The 23,502-nt window shown below is 69.0% G+C and carries 25 protein-coding genes and 1 pseudogene; 11 read left to right on the top strand and 15 right to left on the bottom strand.

Annotated elements, in window-relative coordinates:
- Positions 1 to 2: 2 nt before the first annotated feature.
- The 3 genes from U4Y91_RS04965 (at position 3) to U4Y91_RS04955 (ending at position 2,478) form a co-directional block, all read left to right on the top strand.
- Positions 3 to 1,565, top strand: coding sequence for an NADH-quinone oxidoreductase subunit C (locus U4Y91_RS04965; protein ID WP_321803741.1), 1,563 nt, complete (start codon positions 3 to 5; stop codon positions 1,563 to 1,565).
- Positions 1,565 to 2,080 (top strand): NADH-quinone oxidoreductase subunit B family protein, encoded by a 516-nt coding sequence (locus U4Y91_RS04960; protein ID WP_044843451.1) that lies wholly within the window; start codon positions 1,565 to 1,567, stop codon positions 2,078 to 2,080. Before U4Y91_RS04965 ends, U4Y91_RS04960 begins: the two co-directional genes overlap by 1 nt.
- A gap of 200 nt (positions 2,081 to 2,280) precedes the next feature.
- Complete coding sequence (locus tag U4Y91_RS04955) at positions 2,281 to 2,478, top strand: DUF2970 domain-containing protein (protein ID WP_257772380.1); 198 nt, start codon at positions 2,281 to 2,283, stop codon at positions 2,476 to 2,478.
- Positions 2,479 to 2,681: 203 nt separating this feature from the next.
- On the opposite strand, the gene U4Y91_RS04950 is transcribed toward U4Y91_RS04955, so the two are convergent.
- Both U4Y91_RS04950 and U4Y91_RS04945 read right to left on the bottom strand, forming a co-directional pair.
- Complete coding sequence (locus U4Y91_RS04950) at positions 2,682 to 2,894, bottom strand: DUF2909 domain-containing protein (RefSeq protein ID WP_044843449.1); 213 nt, start codon at positions 2,892 to 2,894, stop codon at positions 2,682 to 2,684.
- Positions 2,891 to 3,241: a hypothetical protein gene (locus U4Y91_RS04945; RefSeq protein ID WP_044843448.1), complete on the bottom strand. Its 351-nt coding sequence runs from the start codon at positions 3,239 to 3,241 to the stop codon at positions 2,891 to 2,893. Before U4Y91_RS04945 ends, U4Y91_RS04950 begins: the two co-directional genes overlap by 4 nt.
- 353 nt (positions 3,242 to 3,594) lie before the next feature.
- On the opposite strand from U4Y91_RS04945, the gene U4Y91_RS04940 reads away from it, so the two are divergent.
- Positions 3,595 to 3,780 (top strand): ribbon-helix-helix protein, CopG family, encoded by a 186-nt coding sequence (locus U4Y91_RS04940; protein WP_124612086.1) that lies wholly within the window; start codon positions 3,595 to 3,597, stop codon positions 3,778 to 3,780.
- Positions 3,781 to 3,802: 22 nt separating this feature from the next.
- Here the strand turns inward: U4Y91_RS04940 and U4Y91_RS04935 are convergent, their stop codons facing one another.
- Positions 3,803 to 4,639: a spermidine synthase gene (locus U4Y91_RS04935; protein ID WP_124528647.1), complete on the bottom strand. Its 837-nt coding sequence runs from the start codon at positions 4,637 to 4,639 to the stop codon at positions 3,803 to 3,805.
- Positions 4,640 to 4,685: 46 nt separating this feature from the next.
- Positions 4,686 to 5,030 (bottom strand): zinc ribbon domain-containing protein YjdM, encoded by a 345-nt coding sequence (locus U4Y91_RS04930; protein WP_044843445.1) that lies wholly within the window; start codon positions 5,028 to 5,030, stop codon positions 4,686 to 4,688.
- Positions 5,031 to 5,394: 364 nt separating this feature from the next.
- Between U4Y91_RS04930 and U4Y91_RS04925 the strand changes: the two genes are divergently transcribed.
- The 3 genes from U4Y91_RS04925 to U4Y91_RS04915 all read left to right on the top strand — a co-directional run bounded on the left by U4Y91_RS04925 (position 5,395) and on the right by U4Y91_RS04915 (position 6,720).
- The gene (locus U4Y91_RS04925; RefSeq protein WP_321803737.1) at positions 5,395 to 5,658 is read left to right on the top strand and encodes an HPr family phosphocarrier protein; all 264 of its coding nucleotides are present in this window, start codon (positions 5,395 to 5,397) and stop codon (positions 5,656 to 5,658) included.
- 75 nt (positions 5,659 to 5,733) lie between these two features.
- On the top strand, positions 5,734 to 5,955 hold the full coding sequence (locus U4Y91_RS04920) for a hypothetical protein (protein ID WP_321803735.1): 222 nt from the start codon (positions 5,734 to 5,736) through the stop codon (positions 5,953 to 5,955).
- Between the two features lie 210 nt (positions 5,956 to 6,165).
- Complete coding sequence (locus U4Y91_RS04915; protein WP_321803733.1) at positions 6,166 to 6,720, top strand: GNAT family N-acetyltransferase; 555 nt, start codon at positions 6,166 to 6,168, stop codon at positions 6,718 to 6,720.
- 93 nt (positions 6,721 to 6,813) lie between these two features.
- On the opposite strand, the gene U4Y91_RS04910 is transcribed toward U4Y91_RS04915, so the two are convergent.
- The 4 genes and pseudogenes from U4Y91_RS04910 to U4Y91_RS04895 form a co-directional block, all read right to left on the bottom strand.
- Positions 6,814 to 7,299, bottom strand: coding sequence for a DUF1641 domain-containing protein (locus U4Y91_RS04910; RefSeq protein WP_321803731.1), 486 nt, complete (start codon positions 7,297 to 7,299; stop codon positions 6,814 to 6,816).
- A gap of 113 nt (positions 7,300 to 7,412) precedes the next feature.
- Positions 7,413 to 7,895, bottom strand: a complete 483-nt coding sequence (locus tag U4Y91_RS04905) for a BON domain-containing protein (protein ID WP_321803729.1) — start codon at positions 7,893 to 7,895, stop codon at positions 7,413 to 7,415.
- Between the two features lie 676 nt (positions 7,896 to 8,571).
- On the bottom strand, positions 8,572 to 10,350 hold the full coding sequence (locus tag U4Y91_RS04900; protein ID WP_321803727.1) for a glycoside hydrolase family 15 protein: 1,779 nt from the start codon (positions 10,348 to 10,350) through the stop codon (positions 8,572 to 8,574).
- A gap of 23 nt (positions 10,351 to 10,373) precedes the next feature.
- Positions 10,374 to 10,565: pseudogene (locus U4Y91_RS04895) on the bottom strand (SDR family NAD(P)-dependent oxidoreductase); the annotation flags it as partial.
- Between the two features lie 313 nt (positions 10,566 to 10,878).
- On the opposite strand from U4Y91_RS04895, the gene coxB reads away from it, so the two are divergent.
- Genes coxB through U4Y91_RS04875 form a run of 4 tightly spaced genes read left to right on the top strand, consistent with a single transcriptional unit; the run spans position 10,879 to position 16,586 of the window.
- Positions 10,879 to 11,916 carry a cytochrome c oxidase subunit II gene (gene coxB, locus U4Y91_RS04890; protein ID WP_321803788.1) on the top strand — a complete coding sequence of 346 codons (1,038 nt, stop codon included), beginning with the start codon at positions 10,879 to 10,881 and terminating at the stop codon, positions 11,914 to 11,916.
- Positions 11,917 to 11,929: 13 nt separating this feature from the next.
- Entirely contained in the window at positions 11,930 to 14,569 is a 2,640-nt protein-coding gene (gene ctaD, locus U4Y91_RS04885; RefSeq protein ID WP_321803726.1) for a cytochrome c oxidase subunit I, read from the top strand.
- A complete protein-coding gene (locus U4Y91_RS04880; protein WP_321803725.1) occupies positions 14,566 to 14,967 on the top strand; it encodes a cytochrome C oxidase subunit I in 402 nt (133 codons plus the stop codon). The genes ctaD and U4Y91_RS04880 overlap by 4 nt, the downstream gene beginning before the upstream one ends.
- Complete coding sequence (locus tag U4Y91_RS04875) at positions 14,958 to 16,586, top strand: cytochrome c (RefSeq protein WP_321803723.1); 1,629 nt, start codon at positions 14,958 to 14,960, stop codon at positions 16,584 to 16,586. The genes U4Y91_RS04880 and U4Y91_RS04875 overlap by 10 nt, the downstream gene beginning before the upstream one ends.
- A 54-nt stretch (positions 16,587 to 16,640) precedes the next feature.
- On the opposite strand, the gene U4Y91_RS04870 is transcribed toward U4Y91_RS04875, so the two are convergent.
- The 7 genes from U4Y91_RS04870 to U4Y91_RS04840 all read right to left on the bottom strand — a co-directional run bounded on the left by U4Y91_RS04870 (position 16,641) and on the right by U4Y91_RS04840 (position 23,494).
- Entirely contained in the window at positions 16,641 to 17,777 is a 1,137-nt protein-coding gene (locus U4Y91_RS04870) for a porin (protein ID WP_321803721.1), read from the bottom strand.
- Between the two features lie 85 nt (positions 17,778 to 17,862).
- Positions 17,863 to 19,209, bottom strand: coding sequence for an MFS transporter (locus tag U4Y91_RS04865; protein WP_321803720.1), 1,347 nt, complete (start codon positions 19,207 to 19,209; stop codon positions 17,863 to 17,865).
- Positions 19,210 to 19,289: 80 nt separating this feature from the next.
- Complete coding sequence (locus U4Y91_RS04860) at positions 19,290 to 19,688, bottom strand: RidA family protein (protein ID WP_321803718.1); 399 nt, start codon at positions 19,686 to 19,688, stop codon at positions 19,290 to 19,292.
- 127 nt (positions 19,689 to 19,815) lie between these two features.
- Entirely contained in the window at positions 19,816 to 20,592 is a 777-nt protein-coding gene (gene benD, locus U4Y91_RS04855; RefSeq protein WP_321803717.1) for a benzoate diol dehydrogenase BenD, read from the bottom strand.
- The gene (benC, locus tag U4Y91_RS04850) at positions 20,589 to 21,611 is read right to left on the bottom strand and encodes a benzoate 1,2-dioxygenase electron transfer component BenC (RefSeq protein WP_321803716.1); all 1,023 of its coding nucleotides are present in this window, start codon (positions 21,609 to 21,611) and stop codon (positions 20,589 to 20,591) included. Before benC ends, benD begins: the two co-directional genes overlap by 4 nt.
- Positions 21,612 to 21,650: 39 nt before the next feature.
- Positions 21,651 to 22,139: a benzoate 1,2-dioxygenase small subunit gene (gene benB / locus U4Y91_RS04845; RefSeq protein WP_059809639.1), complete on the bottom strand. Its 489-nt coding sequence runs from the start codon at positions 22,137 to 22,139 to the stop codon at positions 21,651 to 21,653.
- Entirely contained in the window at positions 22,136 to 23,494 is a 1,359-nt protein-coding gene (locus U4Y91_RS04840; protein WP_321803713.1) for a Rieske 2Fe-2S domain-containing protein, read from the bottom strand. The genes benB and U4Y91_RS04840 overlap by 4 nt, the downstream gene beginning before the upstream one ends.
- Positions 23,495 to 23,502 lie beyond the last annotated feature (8 nt).

Genomic DNA, 23,502 nt, shown 5'->3' with positions numbered 1-23,502 from the left:
CGATGCGACTCGACTTGATTCAGGCGGACGGCTCGACGCGCCTTCAGCACGCGGCGGGCCAGGTTCCGGCTGCCGTGGTTGACGTGGACGAACCGCGATGGCTCGACATCGCGCATGCCGCGCGGAGCGAACGAAGCCGGCTCGTCGCGATGTGGGGCGGCGAAACGCGTGAGCGCGCATTTTCGGTCAATGCGGCATACGAATGCGACGACGGCGTCCTGTGGGCGCGTCTCGCGACCGGGCCGGAACCGCGGGCCGACGGCGACTATCCCGATCTCGCGGGCGTGTTTCCCGCCGCAACGCGGATGCAGCGCGCCATTTTCGACCTGACCGGCCTGCGCGCGCGCGATGCGCGCGACACGCGCCCGTGGCTCAATCACGGCAACTGGCCCGACGACTACTTTCCGCTGCAGAAGCAGGCAACCGGCATCGAGCGATTCGAATCGAACGAAGCGGATTATCCGTTCGTGCAGGTTGCCGGCGACGGCGTGCACGAAATCGCGGTCGGGCCGATTCACGCCGGCATCATCGAGCCGGGCCATTTCCGGTTTTCCGTCGTCGGCGAGAAGGTGCTGCGGCTCGAGGAACGGCTCGGCTATGTGCATCGCGGCGTCGAGCGGCTGTTCGAACGGACGGCCGCATCGAACGGCCATCGCGTTGCGGGCCGGATCGCCGGCGATTCGACCGTCGCGTTCTCGTGGGCCTATTGCATGGCGCTCGAGCAGGCATGCGGCACGGCCGTGCCGGCGCGTGCGCTGGTGCTGCGCGCCGTCCTGCTCGAGCGCGAGCGCATCGCCAATCACCTCGGCGACCTCGGCGCGCTCGGCAACGATGCCGGATTCGCGTTCGGTCTCGCGCAGTTCTCGAGGCTCAAGGAGAACTGGATCCGGACCAACGGCGGCGTCTTCGGGCATCGCTACCTGATGGATCGGATCGTGCCGGGCGGGCTGGCCGTCGACATCGATCCGGAAGACGCGGCGATCCTCACCGAACAGTGCGAACGCATTGCACGCGACGTGCACGTGATACGCAAGATCTACGAGGACCAGTCCGGGCTGCAGGACCGGTTTCTCGGCACCGGCCGCTTGAATGCCGACGTCGTCGCGCATTTCGGCGTGCGCGGCATGGCCGCCCGCGCCAGCGGCCAGACCTTCGACGTGCGCGCGAACCTGCGGCCGGCCCCGTATCACAACCTGGCCGTCCAGGCGGCCAGCGATGCGCGCGGCGACGTTGCCGCGCGGGTCGCCGTGCGGTTTGCCGAAATCGACGAATCGCTGCGCCTGATAACCGGCCTGCTCGCGAATCTTCCGGAGGGGCCGATCGCCGCCGCCGTCATGCCCGCGGCGGCACCATCCGCGGGCATCGGCTGGGTGGAGGGCTGGCGCGGCGACGTGTTCGTCGCGCTCGAGACGGCATCGGGCGATGCCATCGCGCGCTGCCACTGCCACGATCCGTCCTGGCAGAACTGGCCGGCGCTCGAGCACGCGATCATCGGCAACATCGTTCCCGATTTCCCGCTGATCAACAAGTCGTTCAACCTGAACTACGCGGGGCACGATCTCTGATGTGGCAACTCATCCGTCAATTCGCACGCACCGACTTTCCGGACGAACCCGTGCCGGCCACCGAAGCCGCGTGGCGACACGAGGCGCAGCAGATTCGTCAGGACATTCTCGACCTCCTCGGCCGCGCATTGTGCATCCGGCAGATCGACGCGGGTTCGTGCAACGGTTGCGAGCTGGAGATCCACGCACTGAACAACCCGTACTACAACATCGAAGGGCTCGGGATCAAATTCGTCGCCAGCCCGCGCCATGCGGACCTGCTGCTCGTGACCGGCCCCGTCACGCTGAACATGAAGGCCGCCGTGCTTGCCGCGTACGACGCCACGCCGGCACCGAAACTCGTCGTCGCGGCCGGCGAGTGCGCGTGCACGGGCGGTATCTTTGCCGACAGCTATGCGGTGTGCGGCCCCGTTTCGTCGGTGCTGCCCGTCGACGTGACCATCCCCGGATGCCCGCCCCCTCCGGTCGATTTGCTGCGCGGCATCTTGACCGCTTGCCGATCACGCGGAGCTTGAAGCGGATGCCCGTGGCAATCCCTCAGTCGGGCGATGAGGCCCGGATATCCGGCTCCGTGACGTCGTCTCGTTCGAACGCAAGACGACTCCGGCGCAAAACGACCAAACGATCCGCGTGCGAACGGAAGCGGGATGCTCATGCGCTTCGCGACACGCGGTATCGGTATCCCTGCAACTTTTATTGAGCGAAGGAAAACTGTATGACTGAAAAAGGTAAAGACCAGATCGTTCGTGCGTTCCGCGCGGTCTTCCTGGCGTTTCTCGGCGTCAACAAACGAAAAAATCTCGAAGCGGATGCCACGCAACTCAACCCGTTCGCGGTAGTCATTGCCGCGTTCGTTGCGCTTGGCGTATTCATTGCGCTGCTGCTGATTGTCGTTCATCTGGTCGTGGGTTGACGGTTCGCCTCCACGCACGCGCGAGCTCGCCACGGCAACGCACCGGCCAGGTCGCGCGCATACCCGATCGCTACGGCGTGAAGATCGGCAGGCCCGGTGCGATCGGGTCGCCCGGCTCGATCGGCCGGTTCTCCCGTATCGCATCGACGATCCAGGTCACCGGCCCCCGGCGCGCCGGTCGACGCGCGACCGAATGCCGCGCATCACCGCCCGATCGGCAGCCCCGTCGGTTCGATCCACCCGAGCCGGTACGCGATCAGCAGCGACAGGAACAGCGTGATCGACAACCCGACGCGCGCCGCCAGCGACCACGCCATCCGCTTGCTTCCGCCGCGGTCGTGATTCATGAAATACAACGCGAAAACCAGGCTTCCGATAATCATCACGAAAGCCGCCGAAACCAGCGCAATCTTCATTGTTTGTGTTCCTCCAGACCCGAATCGGTCTTCAGCAGTTCGGCCAGCCTTTGCCGCTCGGCAGCGACGTCGGCGACGCCCGACGCCGGCCAGTCCAGCGCCACGCCATTACCCAGCGAATCGCGCACGAGCGTCTGGTAATGCCGGTCGCTGATCCGGCCCTGCTCCATCGCTTCCGATATCTCATGCCGAAACGGTAGCGGAAAGCTCGCGTATCCGCGCGACAGCGCGGCATATTGCCGCGCGTCGATCTCTTTCGACGACGGCACGACGGCCCACACCACGACGGCCACGATGGCTGCGAAGGGAATCGCCGTATAGCGGAGAACGAACTTGATCGGGGTCATGAGGCGGATACTGGAATGGCGTGTAGTAACGGCGAAGCAACGGCCAGGCAGCGCCGCGGTGACGGCCCGCGCGGGCCGCATGGAAACGGAAGCGCGGCACCAATCGCGCAATCGCCTGCGCCGCTTGCGCAGGCCGGCGCCGGCAGCCACGTCCGACATTGTACTTAAAGCCCCATACGGCCAACAGGGCATGCTAATCCGGTTAGCATGTTTGCCGCGTGATCGACGATCCGTTCTCAACGCGCGAACGTCGGCGTCGAGTTCGCCCGCACACCGCAATGGCGCATTCGGACAGAGCAGCGAAAACGGATGGATTATAATTTGATTAACATATCGACCACGCCCGCCTCACGATGGAAACGAAAACCGCCCGCCTGACCGTCCTGATCGACCCCGCGAAGAAAGAAGCGTTCGACCTGCTCTGCGCGGAGCAGGATCTCACGCCGTCGCAAGTCGTGCGTCAGTTGATCCGCGAGTATCTCGACAAACACGGCGTCACGTACAAGACGAAGAGCGCGCTCGGCAAGCGGGTGAAGTAAGCCCGGCCGAGCTCCGGCGCCGTCACGCGCAGATCTCCCATCGTGCATGTTCGCGCGCCCGCCAGACGAGCCGCGCGGGATCGATGCCCTCCCCGGCCTTCATGCGCCGGGCGGTGGACGACAGCTTGAGCGCGCCGGCCGAACCGAACCCCAGCGCGCGTTCGAGCAGGATCCGCAGCGACGGCAACGGGTTGCCGTTCTTCCACGCGAACGCGATGAAGTTGTTGTCGTCGCCGCACGGCACCAGCGCATACGAATCGTCGAACACCGCGCGCAGTTGCTCGAGATGCCGCGGCAACGCCGGATCGTCGTCCATGAAGTTGATCGCGAGCACACCCGTTTCGCTCAGCCGCGCACGGCACGCGTCGAGAAAGGCCACCCCCGTGCAACTGCCCGGCATGCCGTCGGCAACGAACGCGTCGTGCAGGATCACGTCCGCCCGAACCTCCGGCCTTGCCACGTAGTCGGCGCCGTCCGCGCAGACCACCGCGAAGCGCGCGTCGTCTTGCGGAATCCTGAACACGTCGCGCAGCGCGATCACGTCCGGGTTGATCTCGACCGCGTCGATCGCCGTGTCGGGCAGGTGCCGATAGCAGTATTTCGCGAGCGATCCGCCGCCGAGCCCGATCATGCAAATGCGCGCCGGCACCGGCTGCAGCAGCAGGAAACCCATCATCACGCGCGTATAACCGAGTTCGAGCCTGACCGGATCCTGCAGCGACATGAAGCTCTGCGTGCCGAAGTGGTCGAAGTGCAGCGACACCGCGTGCTTCGTCTCGAGCACGAACGGACGGCCGTCGTTCAACGGCATCGCCAGGAACTGCAGGAATGCGTCATAGGACGCTCGATCCTCGCTCATGCTCGGCAGGCCCGGTTGATCGGAGCGTCGGTCGCACCGCGCGTGGTCATACCTTCTTCAGGTAGCAGGCCTTCAGCATGAAGCCGCCCATGTCGGTCTTGCAATCGACTTCGTGATCGCCGCCGACGAGACGGATGCTCTTGACCTTGGTGCCCATCTTCAGCGTGATCGACGAGCCCTTCACGCGCAAATCCTTGATCAGCACGACGGAATCGCCGTCCGACAGCACGTTGCCGTTCGCGTCCTTGACGACGTCGCCCGCCGGTTCGTCGCCCGCTTCGGCGCCGGCGCCGGCCGACCATTCATGGCCGCAGTCCGCGCACACGTAAAGCGTGCCGTCCGGGTAGGTGTTTTCCATCGCGCATTGCGGGCAGGCGGGGGCGGCGTTCATTGCAGCTTCCATTCGGTGGGGGTTCAGGTCAATCGAAAAAAAATACCGGGCACGCAAGCACGTGGCCCGGACCGCGCGCGCTGCTGCGTCCACGGATCGACAGGGCAGCGCGACGCGCACACGACATTATAATGCAATACACATAATCCAGTTGCCGTATTATAATCGTCAGCTTTCGATCATTCGCCGGACTTGATGGCGGTTTCGCTGAGGATGTCGACATGTTCGAGATGAATGCCACACCGGCACCCGATGCACGGCGCGTGGCGCCCCGTCGGGAAGCCGCGCGCCGCGTGTTCCCGCCGTGCCGCCGGCCGGCCATTGCACGCCGTTCCGGCGACTTTTCCCGAGGCTGATCCGCATCGTGGCAACCGTCGTCTACGTTGAAATCGGCCCCGCATGGAACCGCGGCCGTGCGGTCACGTCCCGCGACGCGATCGTCGCGGCGGCACACCGCTTCGAAAGCGAGATCCTGCTGCTTGCCAACGGGCTCAGCGGCAGCGCGAAGGACGCAACGGCCATCGCGGCGTTGCAGATGCATGGCGGCACGTCGGCGCAGATGCTTGCCACCGGCCCCGACGAGGAAGCCGCGCTGCAGGCTCTGTTGCCCTTGCTGCAGGCGGGCTGACGCCGCGGCGCGCCGCGTCGCCCGATCCCACGGCCTCGTGCCGTTCACCCTGAATCACCCGTCCCCGAGGAAGCGATGAACGACAACGTCACGTCCAATACCCCCAACCTGTCCGCGTCCGCGATCTGGGCGCTCGAGCGCCTCGCCGACGTGCGCTACGGCCGCGATGCGCCTGCGCTCGGCTGGTCGGTCGAGCAGGAACTCGTCGGCGCGGGCTTCGTCAGCCATGCCGCGCACGGCCGTTCCGGGGCGTCGATCACCGCGCACGGGCGCAGCTTCCTGAAAAGCCGGAAGTAGGAAACAGAAAACGGCCGGCACGGGCGCGCTGCCATTACGCGGCTGCCAGCCCGTGCCGGCCCCGTCGGGCAACGGCTATCCCGGCGATGCGATTCGCATGCCCCGCTGCCGGCGGGGATTTGCGGCCGCGCCGCGGTTTCCGCGGTATCGTATGGGACCGAGCGCGGCGCACCGTGCCGCCTTCGCCTTCCTTTCCTCATGGAACGCCCGATGACATCCCGCGCCCTGCCGCCTGTCACGTCCCCGCCGGTTCTCGACACGCCCCGCCTGATCCTCGAAGGCCATCCGCGCGGCGACTTCGACGCGCTCGCCACGATGTGGACCGAGCCGACCGTCGTCGAGCACATCTTCAACGGCAAGCCATCGGCGCCGCGCGACTCGTGGATGCGGCTGCTCGCGTATCGCGGGCTGTGGCCGCTGCTCGGCTACGGCTACTGGGCGATTCGCGAGAAAGCGTCGGGCCGCTATGTCGGCGATCTCGGCTTCGCCGACTTCCACCGCACGGTCGAGCCGCCGATTCGCGGTGTGCCGGAAGCCGGCTGGGCGCTCACGAGCTGGGCACACGGCAAGGGCTATGCGACCGAGGCGCTGTCGCATGCGCTCGGCTGGCTCGATGCGCAGAACCGGTTCGAACGCAGCGTGTGCCTGATCGCACCGACCAACGTCGCGTCGATCCGCGTCGCGCAAAAGGCCGGGTATGCCGATCCGGTGCGAATCCGCTTCAACGACGCCGATTCGCTGCTGTTTTCGCGCGCGTGCCACTAGGCACGATGCCGCTGTCGCTGCCGACGAAGAAACGCGCAACGATCGCGAGCCAGCACAACCCTTGCATGCTGCGGGTCGGTGCGCCCGCCGCCGTCAGGTGTCCGCCGGCTTGTCGCTGAGCGCGGACGACGCCGGACTCTCCGGCTCGCGCGCGAGGCCTTGCGCGAACACCTTCAACCCTTCGAGCAGCGGGGTCAGCTCATCCCACAGCGCTTCGTCGTGCAACAGCCGGTACGCACCGCGCACGCCGGGCGCGACGTGTTCGTGCTCGGACGGCTGCCACGCGCCGATGTGATGCATCGCGTCGGCGGCCGCGAACACGGCCTTGCCGAACTGCTCGGGCGGAATGCGCGACAGCGCCGTCACGAGTGCCGCGAGGTTCTGCATGCCGCTTTGCGTGCCGGGCTTGTCGAACGCGCCGACGAACGTCTCGGCCATCTGCGCATTCGCGCTGACGACTTCGTTCGCGAAGCGCAGGAAGCCGTGCCGATGGAGGCTGCCGAGCAGGCTTTCGAGCGCGTGGTGCGCGTCGGGCTCCGGTGTCGGGGGCGTCGTGGCGGGATAGGGGCGATCGGTCATCAGCTGTTCTCCGGATGAGGCGCGGCGCGGCCGACGTTGCGGCAGCCACGCGTGCGCCGGATTCGTGTCGTGCTTCGTTCACCGCGTCCGCCGGCGCGCAACCGATGCCGCCGTCAGTGCGTCGGGCCGCCGGGCGGCGCCTGGTATTCGCTGCGTGCGCCCATCGCGTCCTCGACGGTCTGCACGCCGCGCAGCGCGGCCACGCCGTCGACGACGGCATGCCGTTCCGCTTCTTCCACCTGCCCGCTCAGGCGCACGTGCCCGTGCTCGACGGTCGCGTCGACGTCGCGCGGACGCCCGACCAGATGGCCCAGCGCGGCATGCACGCGTTCGGCGACCAGTGCGTCGTCCGCGTCGCCGGCGAGCCAGTCGGCGCGCAGCCCCGCGATCGCGCCGCGCGCATGGTCGGCTGCGCGCTTCGCCTGCGTATTCGCGTAGTCGGCCACGCCGTGGCGGCCCGCGGCGGCCTTGTCGCGCACGTACGCGCGCCGCCGCCGGCCCGACGCCGGATCGAGGAAATACATCGCCGCCGCGCCGCACGCGACGGCCACCGCGAGATTCAACAACGGGTTGTTCGAGCGTGTTCTGGAAGTCATGGGAGCACCGTAGTCGATACCCGGGACCGCCGGGCTTCGTCGACACGGGCAGCATGTGCCGTTCCTCGCCGCAACGCCGCCGCTGCGAAGGCGTTGCGCGCACGCCGGTGCGGCATCCGGGCCGCGTGGCTTACTCTGCAACGGGGCGATCGAAATGACAAGCGCTTGAAAATTCCACGACCGCCGAACGCCGTCGGCAACGGATGACACCGAGCGTGAAAGCCGGTGCGGGCATCGTTGACGTGCCCCCCCCGAACGGCGCGGAACGGGATCCGGCCCCCCCTGCAAGCGGTTCATGCATAGGCGTCGGGCGACGCCGCGTTGTCGTGGCACGCGCGTATCCGTGTCGTGGGCGGAAATGTGCCGGACCGTTAGTTGCAATTTAGAGGTCGCTCGTCGAGGTCTTGAACGCCGGAATGCCGCGCCCATCGCGGTCATGCCTGCGCCACTTGCATGGATGCGCCCCGCCGCAAAGTAACCGTCGATACCGCTGAACCGCGTGATGGCCGGCGCTCACGGCGTCGTGCCGTGCGCCTTCCACCAGCGTTCCAACGCGATCTCGTCACGCTGCGCGATCGCCGCGACGTTCGCGCATTGCGTCGCGCCCGGTGATCGCGATGATCGGCGACGGCGCGCAGCGTGCGTCGAGTCACCCCGCCCCGAGCGGCACGCCACCTCAGCCGATATCGACGTCGTCGCCCCCGCCGTCCTGCAGCGCGAGCGCCGCGTTGACCAAGCCGACCTGCGCGAGCGTAAACGGGAAATTCCCGCACATGCGCCGCGCCTTCACGTCGTACTCCTCGGCCAGCAGACCGACGTCGTTGCGCAGGCCCAGCAGCCGCTCGAACAGCGCGTGCGCGTCGGCGTCGCGCCCCTGCATCCGGTACACCTGCACCAGCCAGAAGCCGGCCGCGACGAACGCCCCCTCGTTGCCCTCGCAACCATCGTCGAAGCGCGGCGGGCGATAACGGAACGGCAGCCCGTCCTCGACCAGCTCGCGCTCGATCGCGGCGACCGTCGCCGCGACGCGCGGGTCGGACGCGTCGAGCATCCCCGTCAGCGGAATCAGCAGCAGGCTCACGTCGAGCCCGTCACCGTCGTAGCGGTCGACGAAGCGGCCGAGTTTCGCGTGGTAGCCGCGTGCGAGGACGTCCGCATGCACGGTGTCGGCCCAGCGCCGCCACGCGTCGAGCGGCGCGTGATGATCGAACGCGTGCGCGGAACGGCACGCGCTTTCGACGGCCGCCCATACCATCACCTTCGACGACGTGAACGGGTGCCGGCCGCTGCGCACTTCCCAGATCCCCTCGTCCGGCTCGCGCCAGATCGTCGCGAGATGCGCGAGCAGCCGCCGCTCGAGCATCCATGCGTCGTCGTCGGGCGGCAGCCCGTGCCGGCGCGCCTGGTACAGCGCGGCCAGCACTTCGCCGTAGACGTCGAGCTGCAGTTGTTCGGCCGCCGCGTTGCCGAAGCGCACCGGCCGCGCGCCTTCGTAACCGGCCAGGTGCGCGGCTTCCCATTCGTCCGCCCGCCGGCCGCCGTCGGCCGCGTACAGCACCTGCAATTGCGCCGGATGATCGGCGATCGCGCGCACCAGCCAGTCGCGCCAGCGCGCCGCCTCGTCGCGGTAGCCGCAGCGCACCAGCGCGCGCAGCGTGAAGCTCGCGTCGCGCAGCCAGCAGTACCGGTAGTCCCAGTTGCGCATGCCGCCGAAGCATTCGGGCAGCGAGCTCGTCGGCGCCGCGACGATCCCGCCGGTGCGCACGCTCGACAGCAGCTTCACCGTGATCAGCGCGCGCTCGATCGCGTCGCGATACGGGCCTTGCGCCGTATTGCACTTCGACCAGGCATGCCACGACGCCAGCGTGTCGCGCAGCGACGCGTACGCATCCGGCAAGGGCGGCGGCCGGTCATATGAACGCGCATAGCTGATGCAGAAATCCGCGCGCTCGCCCGCGGCGATCCGCTGCGTGCCGACGAGCCGGTCGTCCCGCACGTCGAGGTGCGCGTCGGTATCGAGCCACATCGCGTCGCCGCCCGTCATCATCCGCCAGCGCCGGCCGAGCCGGCGGCACCACGGCAGCGCGTGGCCGTAGTCGAAGCGCACGCCGAGATCGACGTCGAGCTCGACCGTGCCGCGCTCGCCGCGCACGCTGCGGATCAGGCACGGGTCGGGCGCTGCCCAGTTCATCCAGTCGATCACGACGATGCAGCCGGACGGCGTCTCGAAGGTCGTTTCGAGCACCGCGCTGCCGGGCAGGTAGCGGCGCGTCGCGCGGGCCCCCGGCTCGCGCGGGCCGATGCGGAAGCGGCCGTTGTCCGGCGTGCCGACGAGTGCGGCAAAGCATGGCGGCGAGTCGAAGTCCGGCCAGCACAGCCAGTCGATGCTGCCGTCGAGCGCGACGAGCGCGGCACTGCGGCCGTCGCCGATCAGCGCGTAGTCCTCGATCCGCATCGCGCTCACCGGTTCAGCTCGCGCGCGGCGGCGGCGCTGACGTCGACGGCGATCGGCAGCGCCTCGACGCCATACGCGCGCACTTCGCACGCGGTGTCGTGCAGCGCGCGCGGATCGCGGGCAGGCCGCGCGACGTTCGCACCGCGTCGCGCGAACGCATGAGCGGTCGTCCGGCCGACCCCGGCACTCGCACCTGTGATCGCGACGGTCCTCACGGTCGATTCCTCCTGTTTTTCGCGGTGGCCGGCACGCCGCCGAGGCATTCCCGGGGTTGCCGGCCGCAACACGATCGGCGTAGCAAACTGCGTGCCGCCCATCGCACGGGCCGCGGCATCCGGACGCCCAACGACGAACCGTCGCCCGATTTACAAGCCAGCTGTAACGCGCTGCATGTTGCGTGCACAACGCCGGGCGCCTCGCATACGCACGCCTACACGCCGGCCGCGCACGGAACTTGCTCCGCCGCGAACGGTTTGTCGTCACGCCGCCGGATCCGGCAAGGAGTCGCCGTTGCTCGTCCCGCCGTTCATGAATGCGTGCCGTATCCCCGGTATCCCCGGTATCGCCGCGGCCGCGTGCGTCGTCGCGCCGCGGGCAGCACGTGCGGCCGGCGCTTCGGCGTCACCCGCCGGCCCGCTGCCGCTCGCGTACGTCGCGCATGCTGCCGGCCCCGCTGCGGGGCCGGTGCTCGTGCTCGGCTGGGCCTTGCTCGCGCTGTGCACGTTCGTCTGCGTGACGATCGCCGTGCTGCTGCTGATCGCGATGTTTCGCCGCCGCGCACCGGCGAGCGGCGGTCACGGCAGCGGGCTGGCAATCGTGACGGCCGGCTCCGCGATCTCGATCGTGCTGCTGTTCGGCGCGCTGGTCTACATGCTGCGCGTGCTCGGCGTGGTCGCAGCGCCGCCGCGTCCGCCCACGCTCACGATCGTCGTGACCGCGCACGACTGGTGGTGGGCTGTCCGCTATCCGGGCGACGCGGGCGGCGCCGCGTTCGTCACCGCGAACGAGATCCACATCCCGGTCGGGGAACCCGTCGCGGTCGAACTGAAGAGTGCGGACGTGATCCATGCGTTCTGGGTCCCGCAACTGGCCGGCAAGACGCAGACGATCCCGGGCCAGACGAATCACCAGTGGCTGCAGGCCGACCGGCCGGGCGTCTATCGCGGACAGTGCTCGCAATACTGCGGCGCGCAGCACGCGCACATGGCGTTCGAGGTCGTGGCCGAACCGCCCGATGCGTTTCGCGCGTGGCTCGCCGCCCAGCGGCAGCCGGCGCCCGCGCCCGCCGCCGGTGCCGAGCAGCGCGGCCGACAGGTGTTCGACGCGCGCTGCGCGGGGTGCCACACGGTGCGCGGCAGCGGCGCGGCCGGCGACGCGGGCCCCGACCTGTCGCATCTCGGGTCGCGCCGGCTGCTCGCGGCCGGCACGCTCGACAACACGCCCGACAACCTGCGGCGCTGGCTCGCGCAGGCGCAGCAGATCAAGCCACAGACGCTGATGCCGTCGTTCGCGCTCGCGCCGCGCGACGCCGACGATCTCGCCGCGTATCTCGCGACGCTGCACTGAACGGAGGATGACGATGGCCGTTGCCCGCGACACGCCCACCCCGCTCAGCCGCGTGCCGGACCTCGGCGAAGCGCCGCCCGGCTCCGCGCACGAGCGCGAACTGGCCGGCCTGTGGGAATCGGAACCCGGCTGGCGCGGCTGGCTCGGCACGGTCGACCACAAGCGCATCGGGCTGCGCTACATCGTCACCGCGTTCGCGTTCCTGCTGCTCGGCGGCGTCGAGGCGCTCGTGATGCGCCTCCAGCTCGCGCGGCCGGATGCGACGGTGCTCACGCCCGCGCAATACGATTCACTGTTCACGATGCACGGCGTCACGATGATCTTCCTGTACGCACTGCCGGTGCTGTCCGGCTTCGCGAACTATCTGTGGCCGCTGATGCTCGGCTCGCGCGACATGGCGTTCCCGCGGCTCAACGCGTTCTCGTACTGGGCGTTCCTGTTCGCCGGGCTGTTCCTGTATGCGAGCTTCCCGCTCGGCGCGGTGCCGGACGGCGGCTGGTTCAATTACGTGCCGCTCACGTCGCTCGACTACAGCGCCGGCGCGAACATCGACATCTATGCGCTCGGCATGATCCTGCTCGGCATCGCGACGACCGGCGGCGCCGCGAACTTCGTCGTCACGCTGCTGCGGATGCGCGCGCACGGGATGTCGATCGACCGGCTGCCGATCATCGTGTGGGGCACGCTCACCGCATCGATCGCGAACCTCGTCGCGGTGCCGTCCGTGAGCCTCGCGTTCCTGCTGCTGTGGCTCGACCGCAATACCGGCACGCACTTCTTCGATGTCGCCAACGGCGGGCGGCCGCTGTTGTGGCAGCACCTGTTCTGGATGTTCGCGCACCCGTGGGTGTACGTGGTCGTGCTGCCCGCGATGGGAATCGTGTCGGACGCGCTGCCGACCTTCTGCCGCCGGCCGCTCGTCGCGTACGAGGCCGTCGCGGTATCGACGGTGGCGACGATGCTGATCGGCTTCGAAGTGTGGGTCCACCACATGTTCGCGACCGGCATCGCGCCGCTCGCGCTCGCGTTCTTCGGCGCGGCGAGCATGCTGATCTCGATCCCGAGCGCGGTCGCGGTGTTCGCGTGGCTCGCGACGATCTGGACCGGCCGCCCGGTGTTCCGCACGCCGTTCCTGTATTTCGCGGGCTTCGTGCTGATGTTCGTGATCGGCGGCGTGTCCGGCGTGATGACGGCCGCGGTGCCGCTCGACTGGCAGCTGACCGACACGTATTTCGTCGTCGCGCACCTGCATTACGTGCTGCTCGGCATCAACGTGTTCCCGGTGCTCGGCGGGCTCACGTACTGGTTCCCGAAATTCACCGGGCGGATGATGAACGAGCGCTTCGGTCACCTGACGTTCTGGATCGTGCTGGCCGGCTTCAACCTCGGCTTCTTCCCGATGCACGTCTCCGGGCTGCTCGGGATGCCGCGCCGCATCTATACCTATCCGTCCGGAATGGGCTGGGACACGTCGAACCTGCTGACGACGATCGGCTCGTTCGTGTTCGGCATCGGGATCGTGATGTTCGTCGTCAACGCGCTGGTCAGCGCGCGGCGCGGCGCGCGCGCCGGCGGGAATCCTTGGGGCGCGGCCGGGCTCGAATGGTCGGTTGCGTCGCCCGCGCCCGTGTACAACTTCGCGGTGCTGCCGCTCGTGGCGTCGCGGCACCCGCTGTGGGAAACACGCGACGACGCGAAGCGCACCAGCGTGCAGGTCGGCTACCGGCTCGCGGACGGGCGCGAGGCGCTCGCGGTCACGCCGCTCGCGGCGACGCCGAGCGCGATCCTGAAGATGCCCGAAGACAGCAGCGTGCCGTTCGTGCTCGCGCTGCTCGCGACCGCCGTGTGCGCCGCGCTGCTGGCGCGCTCGCCGACGCTCGTGTGCGCGGCCGTCGCCGGCTGCGCGATCGGGACCGCCGTGTGGCTGTGGCCGCGCCGCACGCTCGGGCAGCGCGCGCGCCTGCCGGCCCGCGACACCACGCAGGCGCCGTCGGCGGCCGCCGTGCTGGATCCGGAACAGCCGGCGTCGGCAACGGTGCTGCCCGGCGCGCCGGCCGCGTGCGTCGAGCCGTTGCCGGTCGGCAGTTCCGGCGAACGCGCGGGCGGCTGGTGGGGCGTCATCACGCTGATCGTGACCGAGGCCGGACTGTTCGGCTACCTGCTGTTCTGCTATTTCTACCTGCAGTCGCAAGCGGCCGCGCCGTGGCCGCCCGAAGGGATGCCGAAGCTCGGGCTCGCGGCCGGGAATACGGTCGTGCTGCTGTCGAGCAGCGGGTTCGTGTGGCTCGCCGAGCGCGCGGTGCGGGCCGGCAGGCAGACCCGCGCGGTGGCCGCGCTCGCCGTCGCGCTCTTGCTCGGCGTCGCGTTCGCGCTCGTGCAACTGCACGAGTGGCGCGACCATGCGTACGGCCCGACCGCGCATCTGTACGGCAGCCTGTACTTCACGATCACCGGCTTCCACCTCGCACACGTGGTGGCCGGCCTCGTGATCCTCGCGCTGCTCGCCGGGTGGACCGCCGCCGGCTTCTTCGGCCGCGAGCGACGCGTCGCGCTGACGGTCGGCGGGCTCTACTGGCACTTCGTCGACATCGTGTGGCTGTTCATCTTCACCGCGCTGTACGTGTCGCCGTACTGGCTCAGGAGCCCGGGATGAACGGCGCGCGACGCTCGTGGACGCCATGGCTCGCGATCGCGGCCGGCCTGGTCGGCGCGCCCGCGCTGTGGTTCGCGCAGATGCTCGCGTCCGAAACGCTCGCGTCGACCGCGTGCTATCCGCTCGGCGTCGCGCAGGCGGTGCCGCGCTGGGCGCACATCGGCGTGTGGCTCGCGCTGATCGCCGCGTGCGCGTTCGCGCTGGCGGCCGTCTTCGCCACGTGGCTCGTGCGCACCTGGCAACGCCGGCATGACGCCGATGTGCAGGCCGCGACGCGCGACGACAGCACGCGATTCCTCGCGCGCTGCGGGATGCTCGCCGCGCTCGGGTTCGTGATCGGTCTCGTGTTCACGGGGATCGTCACCGCTTTCCTGGGGCCGTGCAGTCCATGGCGCTGATCTCGTTCGCTTCGTGGGTGTCGTTCGCCGCGCGCATCGCGTCGGGTCGCCGCGCGGGCGTCGTGCTCGCCACGTGCGCCGTGGGCGTCGCGCTCGCCGCATGCGACTCGCAGCAGGACGACCAGGCGAGGTCCGCCGGCGATGCGGCCGACGCCGCGTCGGCCGCGGACGCGCCCGATCCCGCATCGGGCTGGCGTTACGTGCGGATCCGCGCAGCGGCCGCCGATGCCGGCGCGTCGATGTCCGCTCGCGCGAAGAGCGATCCGCGGCTTTCCGCGCCGCCGACGGAAACGCCGGGGGCGTCGGGGGTATCGGAAGCCGCTGCAGCATCGGCTGCCGCATCGGCTGCGGCACGACAGCATGCTGCGTCGGCGACGACATCGCGTCGCCCGACCGTCGCCGCGGCCGCGGCCAGCGCCGACGCCGCCACCATCGCGCGCGGCCGCTATCTCGCGTTCGCCGGCGACTGCGCGGCCTGCCACGACGCGGCCGACCACACGCCGTACGCGGGCGGCCAGCCGGTGAATTCCCCGTTCGGACCGATCTATGCGCCGAACATCACGCCGGACACGACGCACGGCATCGGCGACTACACGCTGCGGCAGTTCGACGACGCGCTGCGGCGCGGCGTGCGCGCGGACGGCAGCCGGCTGTATCCGGCGATGCCATACCCGTCGTTCGCGCGCATGACCGACGATGACGTGCGCGCGCTGTATGCGTATTTCATGCGCGGCGTGGCGCCCTCTCCACACGCGGCAACGCGCACGCAGCTGCCGTTTCCGTTCAACCAGCGCTGGGCGCTCGGACTGTGGCGCCTCGCGTTCGCGAACCGCGACCGCTTCGCGCCGCAGCCGTCGCAATCGGCGCAATGGAATCGCGGCGCGTATCTCGTGCAGGGGCTCGGCCACTGCGGCGCATGCCATACGCCGCGCGGCCCGGCCTACAACGAGCGCGGCTACGACGAACGCAGTCCCGTGTTCCTGACGGGCGGCATCAACGATCACTGGTTCGCGCCGAACCTGACCGGCGCGGATGCGGACGGCCTCGGGCGCTGGACCACCGACGACCTCGCCGCGTTCCTGCGCAGCGGCCACGCGGTGCGCGGTGCGGTGTTCGGCGCGATGGCACCGGTCGTCGGCGAGAGCACCGCGCGACTGACGGATGCGGACCGTCACGCGATCGCCGTGTACCTGAAGTCGTTGCCCGCGCAACCGACTGCCGCGACGAATCCGCTCGGCGTCGGCGTCCCGCGGCTGACGGCCGCCGGGCCGCGGCCGGAAGGCGGCCAGCAGGCGCCGGGAGCCGGCGTGTATGCAGGATTCTGTGCGCGTTGCCACGGCGCCGACGGCGCGGGCGTGCCCGAGCGCGGGCCGCCGCTCGCCGGCAATTCCGCCGTGCTCGCGGCCGATCCGACCAGCGCGATCCGGATCGTCGTCGAAGGCGCACGGCCGGCGCCCGGCACGCACGGGCCCGTGCAGCGGATGCCGGCGATGCGCGGCGCGCTGACCAGCAGCGAGATCGCCGCGGTGGTCAGCTATGTGCGCGGCGCGTGGGGCAATCGCGCCGCACCGGTGTCGGAGCAGGACGTGAGGCGGTTGCGGGCGGCGATCCACCGCTGAACCGCGGGCTCGCCGCCTTCGGGCGAGCCGCGGCATGCGCCACCCGCCGCCGGCTCAGAACATGTGGCGAATCCCCGCCATCACGCCGACCTGGTTCTGGCCCGGCGCGGGCGTCGTGCCGCCACCGCCGGCGCTGATCGTGAAAGCCGCATGCGCGCTGTTCGCGAGGTACGCGCCCTGCAGGTACACGGCCGTCTGCTTCGACAGGAAGTAGGTGCCGCGCAGCACGCCCAGCGTCGCGCGCGCATCCTGGCCGGACACGTTCACGTGATAGACGCCGCCGTCGGCGAGGAAGGCCGGGGTCACGTAATAATTCGCGGTGAGGTAGTAGATGTTCGAGTGCAGGTTCGGGCCGCCCGAGGCGCTCGTGTCGACCCAGCGGCCGATCCAGCCGCCGCCGAACCTGACGCCGAACGCACTGACGTAGCCGTTGACCTGCGCGCGGTCGTCGCGGTCGCCATTCGACGTGAGCTGCACCGGCTTCACGCCGTCGAAGAAGTTCGCGGCCGCGGTCGCGCCGCCGCCGCGTTGCTCTTCATACGACGCGGCCGCGCCGAACGACGTCGAGTCGTACTTGAGCATCGCGGACCACAGGCGGCACACGGTCGTCTCGCCGGGCGTCGGCCCCGCGCAGGTGCCTTGTCCCGGCGAGTTGCCGGTGCCGGCCGAATCGCGGCCGAACGAATACATCGCTCCAGCCGTCACGCCGCCGAACTTGCCGCGCCATGCGACGGCGTTGTCGGCGCGGCCGTTCGGAATGTACGCGTCGAGCGACGGCAGCCCGTAGATGTTCGGGCCGAGCAGGTCCGAGTCGAGCACCGCGTAGTACGTCATCGTGTACTGGCGGCCGAACGACAGCATCCCGTAAGGGCTGTCGATCCCCACCCAGCTTTGCCGGCCGAACAGGCGGCCGCCCTGCCCCAGCGTGCCGTTGCCGACGTTGAAGCCGCTTTCGAGCGCGAACACGGCCTTGTAGCCGCCGCCGAGATCCTCCGTTCCGCGCAGCCCCCAGCGCGACGGCAGCTCGCCGGTGATCGACGGCATCCGCACGATGCCCTTGCCCTGGGCGTTCGCGTGCGACACGTATTCGACGCCCGTGTCCAGCACGCCGTACAACGTCACGCTGCCTTGTGCAAAACCGGTCGTCGCGAATCCGAGCAACGCTCCGCCAACGAGATGCTGAAATCTCATGCTGTCTCCAAACCTGAACAGGATTATCGTGATTGTTACGTATGACTAATCGAACCGTTCGAACCGGACCAGCCGGTTCACGCGCTCAGTGCGGCATCGCCGGCGCCGCTTCGACGTCGGACCGCCCCAGGCGCAGGCAGAGCGTGGCAAGCGCGGCGCCCGCGAGCGGCACGGCCAGCGCGAGGAAGAATCCGGACGGCCCGCCCCACGCCAGGAACGTGCCGCCGACGGCCGAGCCGGCGATCGCGCCCGCGCGGCCCATCCCGATCGCCCAGCCGGTGGCGGTCGCGCGCAGCGCGGTCGGATACGCGCCGACGATCAGGTAGTTCAGCGCGATCTGCTGTCCGCCGATGCCGAACCCGGCCGCGCCGACGAGCGCGAACACCAGCGCCCAGTTCGTGCCGGCGTAGCCGAGGGCGATCGCGATCGCGATGCCGGACGCGAACATCGCGCCGAGCAGGTTGCGCGTATTCACGCGCGGCAGCACGATCGACAGCGGGATCGCGCAGACGATGAACACCGCGTTGACGATCACGGTGCCGACCGGCGCCTGCTGCGCGGTCAGGCCGGCCGCCTTCAGCACCGTCGGCAGCCACGACAGCAGCATGAACCAGGCGATCCAGTTCAGCAGGTAGATCGCCCAGATGCCGAGCGTCTTGCCCGCATGGCCGTCGCGGAACAGCGCGGCGACGCTCGCTTTCGTCGTCGCCTCTTCGGGCACGGACAGGCGCGCGTCGGACGGCAGCGCCTGCGCGACGATCTTCGACAGCGTCGCCCGCACCCGCAGCTGCGCGCGTGCGTCGTCACGCGACGCCAGATAAAACAGCGACTCCGGCAGCAGCAGCGCGACGAGGCCGAGCACCGCGAGCGGCGCTGCGCCGCCCACGACGAAGATCCCCGGCCAGCCGATCACCGGCAGCATGCGCGCGGCGAGCAGCCCGCCAAGCATCGCGCCGGCGGGCAGGCCGAGCAGCACGCCCGTCATCACCGCGCCGCGCCGCCGGGCCGGACAGTATTCGGCCGCGAGTGCGAGCAGCACCGGCGTGCAGCCGCCCATCCCGAGCCCCGCGACGAAGCGCAGCGCGAGAATGTGGCGCGGGTCGCCGGCCCACGCCGTGGCGAGTGTCGCGCTGCCGAACAGCGCGAGGCCGATCATGATCGCCGGCCGGCGGCCGATCCGGTCGCCGACGAGGCCGAGCGTCATCGCGCCGATCGTCATGCCGACGATCCCGGCGGTCAGGATCGGGGCGAGCGCGCCGGCCGGCAGCCGGAACGACGCGAGGATCGCCGGGCCGGTAAACGCGATCGCCTGCGTGTCGAAGCCGTCGAGCAGCGCGATCAGCACGCACAGCGCGAGTACGCGAATCTGCAACGCGCCGAGCGGCGCGTCGTCGATCAGCGCGGGAATCGAGCGAACGGAAGCAGCAGTCATGAAAGCGTCTCCAGGATCGACCCGTCGTTGCGGGGCGATCCGTTTATCGTTTTTGAAATACGGCGTGAAGGGGGCGCGTATCAGTCCGCCTGCACCGCGACGGCCTTGATCTCGACGATGTAACCGGGCGAGCCGCCGAGCATGTGCGCGCCGACCGCGGTCCACGCGGGCCGCGGATGCGCATGCAAATAGCGGTCGCGCACCTCCATGAACAGCGGCAGGTCGCGCATGTCGGTGTGGAAGGTCGTCAGGTCGACCACGTCGTCGAGCGATGCGCCGGCCGCCTCGAGCACCCGCTTCAGGTTCTCGAACGCCTGCACGATCTGCGCTTCGCGGTTCTTCACCAGCTGCATTGCCGCATCCCGGCCGATCTGGCCGGACACGTACACGGTATCGCCGACCTTGATCGCCGGCGCATAGCCGATTTGTTCGTACACGGCTTCCATTCCGGCGGGGATGATCGCTTCGCGTTTGGGCATGAGTGTCTCCGGGGCCGGCGTGTCGGCGCAGGCCGGTTGTTGGACGGTTGTTGGATGGTCGTCGCGCGCACGCCGGGCTGCGGCGCGCACATGTCGGAAGAAGCACGCGGCTCGGCGCGCGCGCCGCTCAACCCGTATCGCCGCCCGCGACCGGCAGCACCGTGCCGGTGATGTAGCTCGCCTCGTCCGACGCGAGGAACAGGATCGGCGCGATCTGCTCGTCGAGGGTGCCGTAGCGCTTGAAGAACGTCGAATCGGTCACCTGCCGCACCGCTTCGGCCATCCACGCCTGCTCCTGCGCGTTGTCGCCGGCCGCATTGCGCGGCACGCGGCGCGGCGGCGCCGTGGTGCCGCCCGGCGCGGTCGCGACCACGCGGACGTTGTGCTCCGCGTATTCCATCGCGAGCGCCGCCGTCAGCGCATTGACGCCGCCTTTCGCGGCCGAATACGGCACACGTCGAATCCCGCGCGTCGCGTTCGACGATACGTTGACGATCGTGCCGCCGCCCCCGGCCAGCAGGTGCGGCAGCACCGCGTGGCAGCTGTAGAGCGTCGGCATCAGCGAGCGGCGGATTTCCGCGTCGATCTGCTCGGGCTCGAACTCGGCGAACGGCCGCATCCGGATCGCACCGCCGACGCCGTTGATCAGCACGTCGATCCGGCCGAACCTCGCGACCGCGCACGCCATCGCCGCGCGCGCGCCGTCGTAGGTCTCGAGATCCGCGACGAAGCCTGCCGTGTTGCCGCCCGGCGCTTCGGCGGCCACCTCGGCCACGAAGTCCGCACGATCGACGAACAGCACCCGGCCGCCCTCGGCCGCCGCGCGCAGCGCGACGCCGCGGCCGATGCCCTGCGCCGCGCCGGTGACGACGACGACCTTTCCGGAGAATCGTTGCATGGTCATGCCGCCTTTGCCGTCACGTTCGGCGTGAACTTCTCGTAGTGGAAGCTGTTGGGCTTCACGCCTTGATCGTCGAAGTACTGGCGCACCGCGTCGACCATCGGCGGCGGGCCGCACAGATAGACGTCCACGTCGCCGTCGTTCAGCGCGTCGGCCGGAATGTGCTGCGTGACCCAGCCCTTGCGCGCGTGGCTCGACGCCGCATCGGCGACGACCGTCGCAAAGCTGAAGTTCGGCAGCTTCGCCGCATACGCTTCGATCGCGTCGACCAGCACCAGGTCGAGATCGCGCGTCACGCCGTAGATCAGGTGCACCTTCTGCTGCGAACCGCTGCGCGCGAGCACCTCGAGCATCGACAGGAACGGCGCGAGACCCGTGCCGCCCGCGAGGAACAGCAGCGGCCGCGCGACGTCGCGGAGGTAGAAGCTGCCGAGCGGCCCGTTCAGTTCGAGCGTGTCGCCGGGTTTGGCCGATTCGAGCCACGTGCTCATCACGCCGCCCGGAATCTTCTTGATCAGGAATCCGACCTTCGTGTCGCCCGGCGCCGACGAGAACGAGTATGAGCGGTGCTGGCCGCTGCCCGGCACGCCGATGTTCACGTACTGGCCCGGCAGGAACACCGGTGCGGCCGCGTCGACGTCGAGCTCGAGCACGATCGCCGCGTCGTTGTGCTGGTCGACCTTCGTCACGGTCGCGGCGAACGCGCTGTGGCCCGTCTTGCACGCGACCGACGACGTCGGCACCGCGATCACGCAATCGCTCTCCGGCACCATCTGGCACGTCAGCACGAGGCCGCCGTCCTTCTCGTCCTCGGTGAGCGCGTCGTCGATGTAATCGTCGCCGAGGTCGTAGCTGCCGCTTTCGGCGCGGCACTTGCAGGTGCCGCACACGCCGTCGGAGCAGTCCATCGGCAGGTTGATCTTCGCGCGGAACGCGGCGTCGAGCACCTTCTCGCCGTCCTTGCAGTCGATGAAGCGGGTGACCCCGTCCTCGAAGTTCAGTGCAATCTTGTAGGTGGACATGACCTCGTCTCCCTGTGTTACTGGTCGAAACAATCGGCGTCAGACGTGATACACGTCGAGCACCTGCCGGATGTAGTCGTTCTTCAGCACGATCTTCTTGTTCGAGATCAGCAGCGCGTCGCCCACCTGGCGCAATGTGACGAACATCGTGCCGAAGAAGTGATCGGTCACGCGGTAGCGGTGATTCAGCGTGTGGAAGTTGTAGCGCACGTCCACCTCGCCGTCGCGCTCGGCCAGCACCTCGACGTTCGTCACGTTGTGGCTGGTGCGCGGCTCGGGCGTCGACGCACCGCTGCGCTCGGTCTTGATCCGGAACACGCGATCCTCGAGGCCGCCGCGATCCGCGTAGTACATCAGCGAGATCTGGCTGTGCGGATCGTCGGTCGGACGGTCGTCGTCGTCCCACGCGGGCATCCAGTACGTGACGTCTTCCGTGTAGCAGGTCAGCCATGTATCCCACTCGCGGTCGTCGAGCAGGCGCGCTTCGCGATACAGCGCCGCGCAGATGGTCCGGTAATCGATGTTCATGCTTCCACCTCCCCGCGCTCCTGCTTCAGTGCATCGCGCATCACGTGCACCCAGTGTTCGTGCTGGCACACGAACAGCCCTTCGTCCTCGCTGCGCTCGCCCGACATGCGCGGGTTCAGCCCCATCCTTTTCGCGTTCTCGTCCGGCCCGTCGATCCACAGCGGCGCGCCGCGCGACAGGTCGTTCCACATCGCCGTGATGCCCGCGTAGCCGGCCTGGCACGCGCGGAATTCCTCGAGGTCGTCGGCCGTACCCATTCCGCTCACGTTGAAGAAGTCCTCGTACTGGCGGATCCGCGTCGTGCGGTCGGCGTCGCTCTCGCCCTTCGGCGCGAAGCAGAAGATGCTGACTTCGGTCTTGTCGACGCCGAGCGGGCGCACCACGCGGATCTGCGTGCTGAACTGGTCCATCAGGAACACGTTCGGGTACACGCACAGGTTGCGCGTCTGGTTCACGATGAAGTCGGCCTGTACTTCGCCCACGCGTGCCTTGATCTCGTCGCGGTGCTGGTACACGGGCCGCACTTCGGGGTTCATCGTCTTGGTCCACAGCAGGATGTGGCCGTTGTCGAAGCCGTACACGCCCGCGACCGACTTGCTCCAGCTGTTCGCGTCGACGGCCTTGGTGCCGTCTTCCTTGCGGCGGCCCATCGTCGCCGCGTAGTTCCAGTGCACGGTGCTCACGTGATAGCCGTCGCAGCCGTTCTCCATCTGCATCTTCCAGTTGCCTTCGTAGATGTAGGAGGAGTTGCCGCGCACCACTTCGAGCCCGTTCGGCGCCTGGTCGACGATCTGGTCGATGATCACGCGCGCTTCGCCGAGGTAGTCCTCGAGCGGCAGCACGTCGTCGCTGAGGCTGCCGAACAGGAAGCCGCGATAGTTCTGGAAGCGCGCGACCTGCTTCAGGTCGTGCGAGCCGTGCGTGTTGAACTGCACCGGATACTCGGTCGTCTTCTCGTCCTTCACCTTCAGCAGCTTGCCGGTGTTCGAGAAGGTCCAGCCGTGGAACGGGCACGTGAAGCTGCCCTTGTTGCCGTGCTTGCGGCGGCACAGCATCGCGCCCTTGTGCGCGCACGCATTGATCACCGCGTGCAGCTCGCCGGTCTTGTCGCGCGTGATGACGACCGGCTGGCGGCCGATCCACGTCGTGTAGTAATCGTTGTTGTTCGGGATCTGGCTTTCGTGCGCGAGGTACACCCAGTTGCGCTCGAAGATGTGCTTCATCTCGAGCTCGTACAGCGCCTCGTTCGTGAAGATGTCGCGGCGGCAGCGGAAGATGCCGGCCTCCTTGTCGTCCTGCACGGCGGTGGCGAGCAGGTGGTCCAGTTCGGTGGTGGGGTCGATCGTGGCGGACATGTTGGTTC

It is taken from the genome of Burkholderia sp. BCC1993, from assembly GCF_905339865.1.
Taxonomy (GTDB): Bacteria; Pseudomonadota; Gammaproteobacteria; order Burkholderiales; family Burkholderiaceae; genus Burkholderia.
Note: the sequence above shows the minus strand (reverse complement) of the source record. Positions and strands in the feature narration are given on the sequence as shown.

Excerpts from the sequence above, each read along its gene's own strand:
- U4Y91_RS04965 (WP_321803741.1), top strand. The coding sequence starts at position 3 with ATGCGACTCGACTTGATTCAGGCGGACGGCTCGACGCGCCTTCAGCAC.
- U4Y91_RS04960 (WP_044843451.1), top strand. The coding sequence starts at position 1,565 with ATGTGGCAACTCATCCGTCAATTCGCACGCACCGACTTTCCGGACGAA.
- U4Y91_RS04955 (WP_257772380.1), top strand. The coding sequence starts at position 2,281 with ATGACTGAAAAAGGTAAAGACCAGATCGTTCGTGCGTTCCGCGCGGTC.
- U4Y91_RS04950 (WP_044843449.1), bottom strand. The coding sequence starts at position 2,894 with ATGAAGATTGCGCTGGTTTCGGCGGCTTTCGTGATGATTATCGGAAGC.
- U4Y91_RS04945 (WP_044843448.1), bottom strand. The coding sequence starts at position 3,241 with ATGACCCCGATCAAGTTCGTTCTCCGCTATACGGCGATTCCCTTCGCA.
- U4Y91_RS04940 (WP_124612086.1), top strand. The coding sequence starts at position 3,595 with ATGGAAACGAAAACCGCCCGCCTGACCGTCCTGATCGACCCCGCGAAG.
- U4Y91_RS04935 (WP_124528647.1), bottom strand. The coding sequence starts at position 4,639 with ATGAGCGAGGATCGAGCGTCCTATGACGCATTCCTGCAGTTCCTGGCG.
- U4Y91_RS04930 (WP_044843445.1), bottom strand. The coding sequence starts at position 5,030 with ATGAACGCCGCCCCCGCCTGCCCGCAATGCGCGATGGAAAACACCTAC.
- U4Y91_RS04920 (WP_321803735.1), top strand. The coding sequence starts at position 5,734 with ATGAACGACAACGTCACGTCCAATACCCCCAACCTGTCCGCGTCCGCG.
- U4Y91_RS04915 (WP_321803733.1), top strand. The coding sequence starts at position 6,166 with ATGACATCCCGCGCCCTGCCGCCTGTCACGTCCCCGCCGGTTCTCGAC.
- U4Y91_RS04910 (WP_321803731.1), bottom strand. The coding sequence starts at position 7,299 with ATGACCGATCGCCCCTATCCCGCCACGACGCCCCCGACACCGGAGCCC.
- U4Y91_RS04905 (WP_321803729.1), bottom strand. The coding sequence starts at position 7,895 with ATGACTTCCAGAACACGCTCGAACAACCCGTTGTTGAATCTCGCGGTG.
- U4Y91_RS04900 (WP_321803727.1), bottom strand. The coding sequence starts at position 10,350 with ATGCGGATCGAGGACTACGCGCTGATCGGCGACGGCCGCAGTGCCGCG.
- coxB (WP_321803788.1), top strand. The coding sequence starts at position 10,879 with ATGAATGCGTGCCGTATCCCCGGTATCCCCGGTATCGCCGCGGCCGCG.
- ctaD (WP_321803726.1), top strand. The coding sequence starts at position 11,930 with ATGGCCGTTGCCCGCGACACGCCCACCCCGCTCAGCCGCGTGCCGGAC.
- U4Y91_RS04880 (WP_321803725.1), top strand. The coding sequence starts at position 14,566 with ATGAACGGCGCGCGACGCTCGTGGACGCCATGGCTCGCGATCGCGGCC.
- U4Y91_RS04875 (WP_321803723.1), top strand. The coding sequence starts at position 14,958 with ATGGCGCTGATCTCGTTCGCTTCGTGGGTGTCGTTCGCCGCGCGCATC.
- U4Y91_RS04870 (WP_321803721.1), bottom strand. The coding sequence starts at position 17,777 with ATGAGATTTCAGCATCTCGTTGGCGGAGCGTTGCTCGGATTCGCGACG.
- U4Y91_RS04865 (WP_321803720.1), bottom strand. The coding sequence starts at position 19,209 with ATGACTGCTGCTTCCGTTCGCTCGATTCCCGCGCTGATCGACGACGCG.
- U4Y91_RS04860 (WP_321803718.1), bottom strand. The coding sequence starts at position 19,688 with ATGCCCAAACGCGAAGCGATCATCCCCGCCGGAATGGAAGCCGTGTAC.
- benD (WP_321803717.1), bottom strand. The coding sequence starts at position 20,592 with ATGACCATGCAACGATTCTCCGGAAAGGTCGTCGTCGTCACCGGCGCG.
- benC (WP_321803716.1), bottom strand. The coding sequence starts at position 21,611 with ATGTCCACCTACAAGATTGCACTGAACTTCGAGGACGGGGTCACCCGC.
- benB (WP_059809639.1), bottom strand. The coding sequence starts at position 22,139 with ATGAACATCGATTACCGGACCATCTGCGCGGCGCTGTATCGCGAAGCG.
- U4Y91_RS04840 (WP_321803713.1), bottom strand. The coding sequence starts at position 23,494 with ATGTCCGCCACGATCGACCCCACCACCGAACTGGACCACCTGCTCGCC.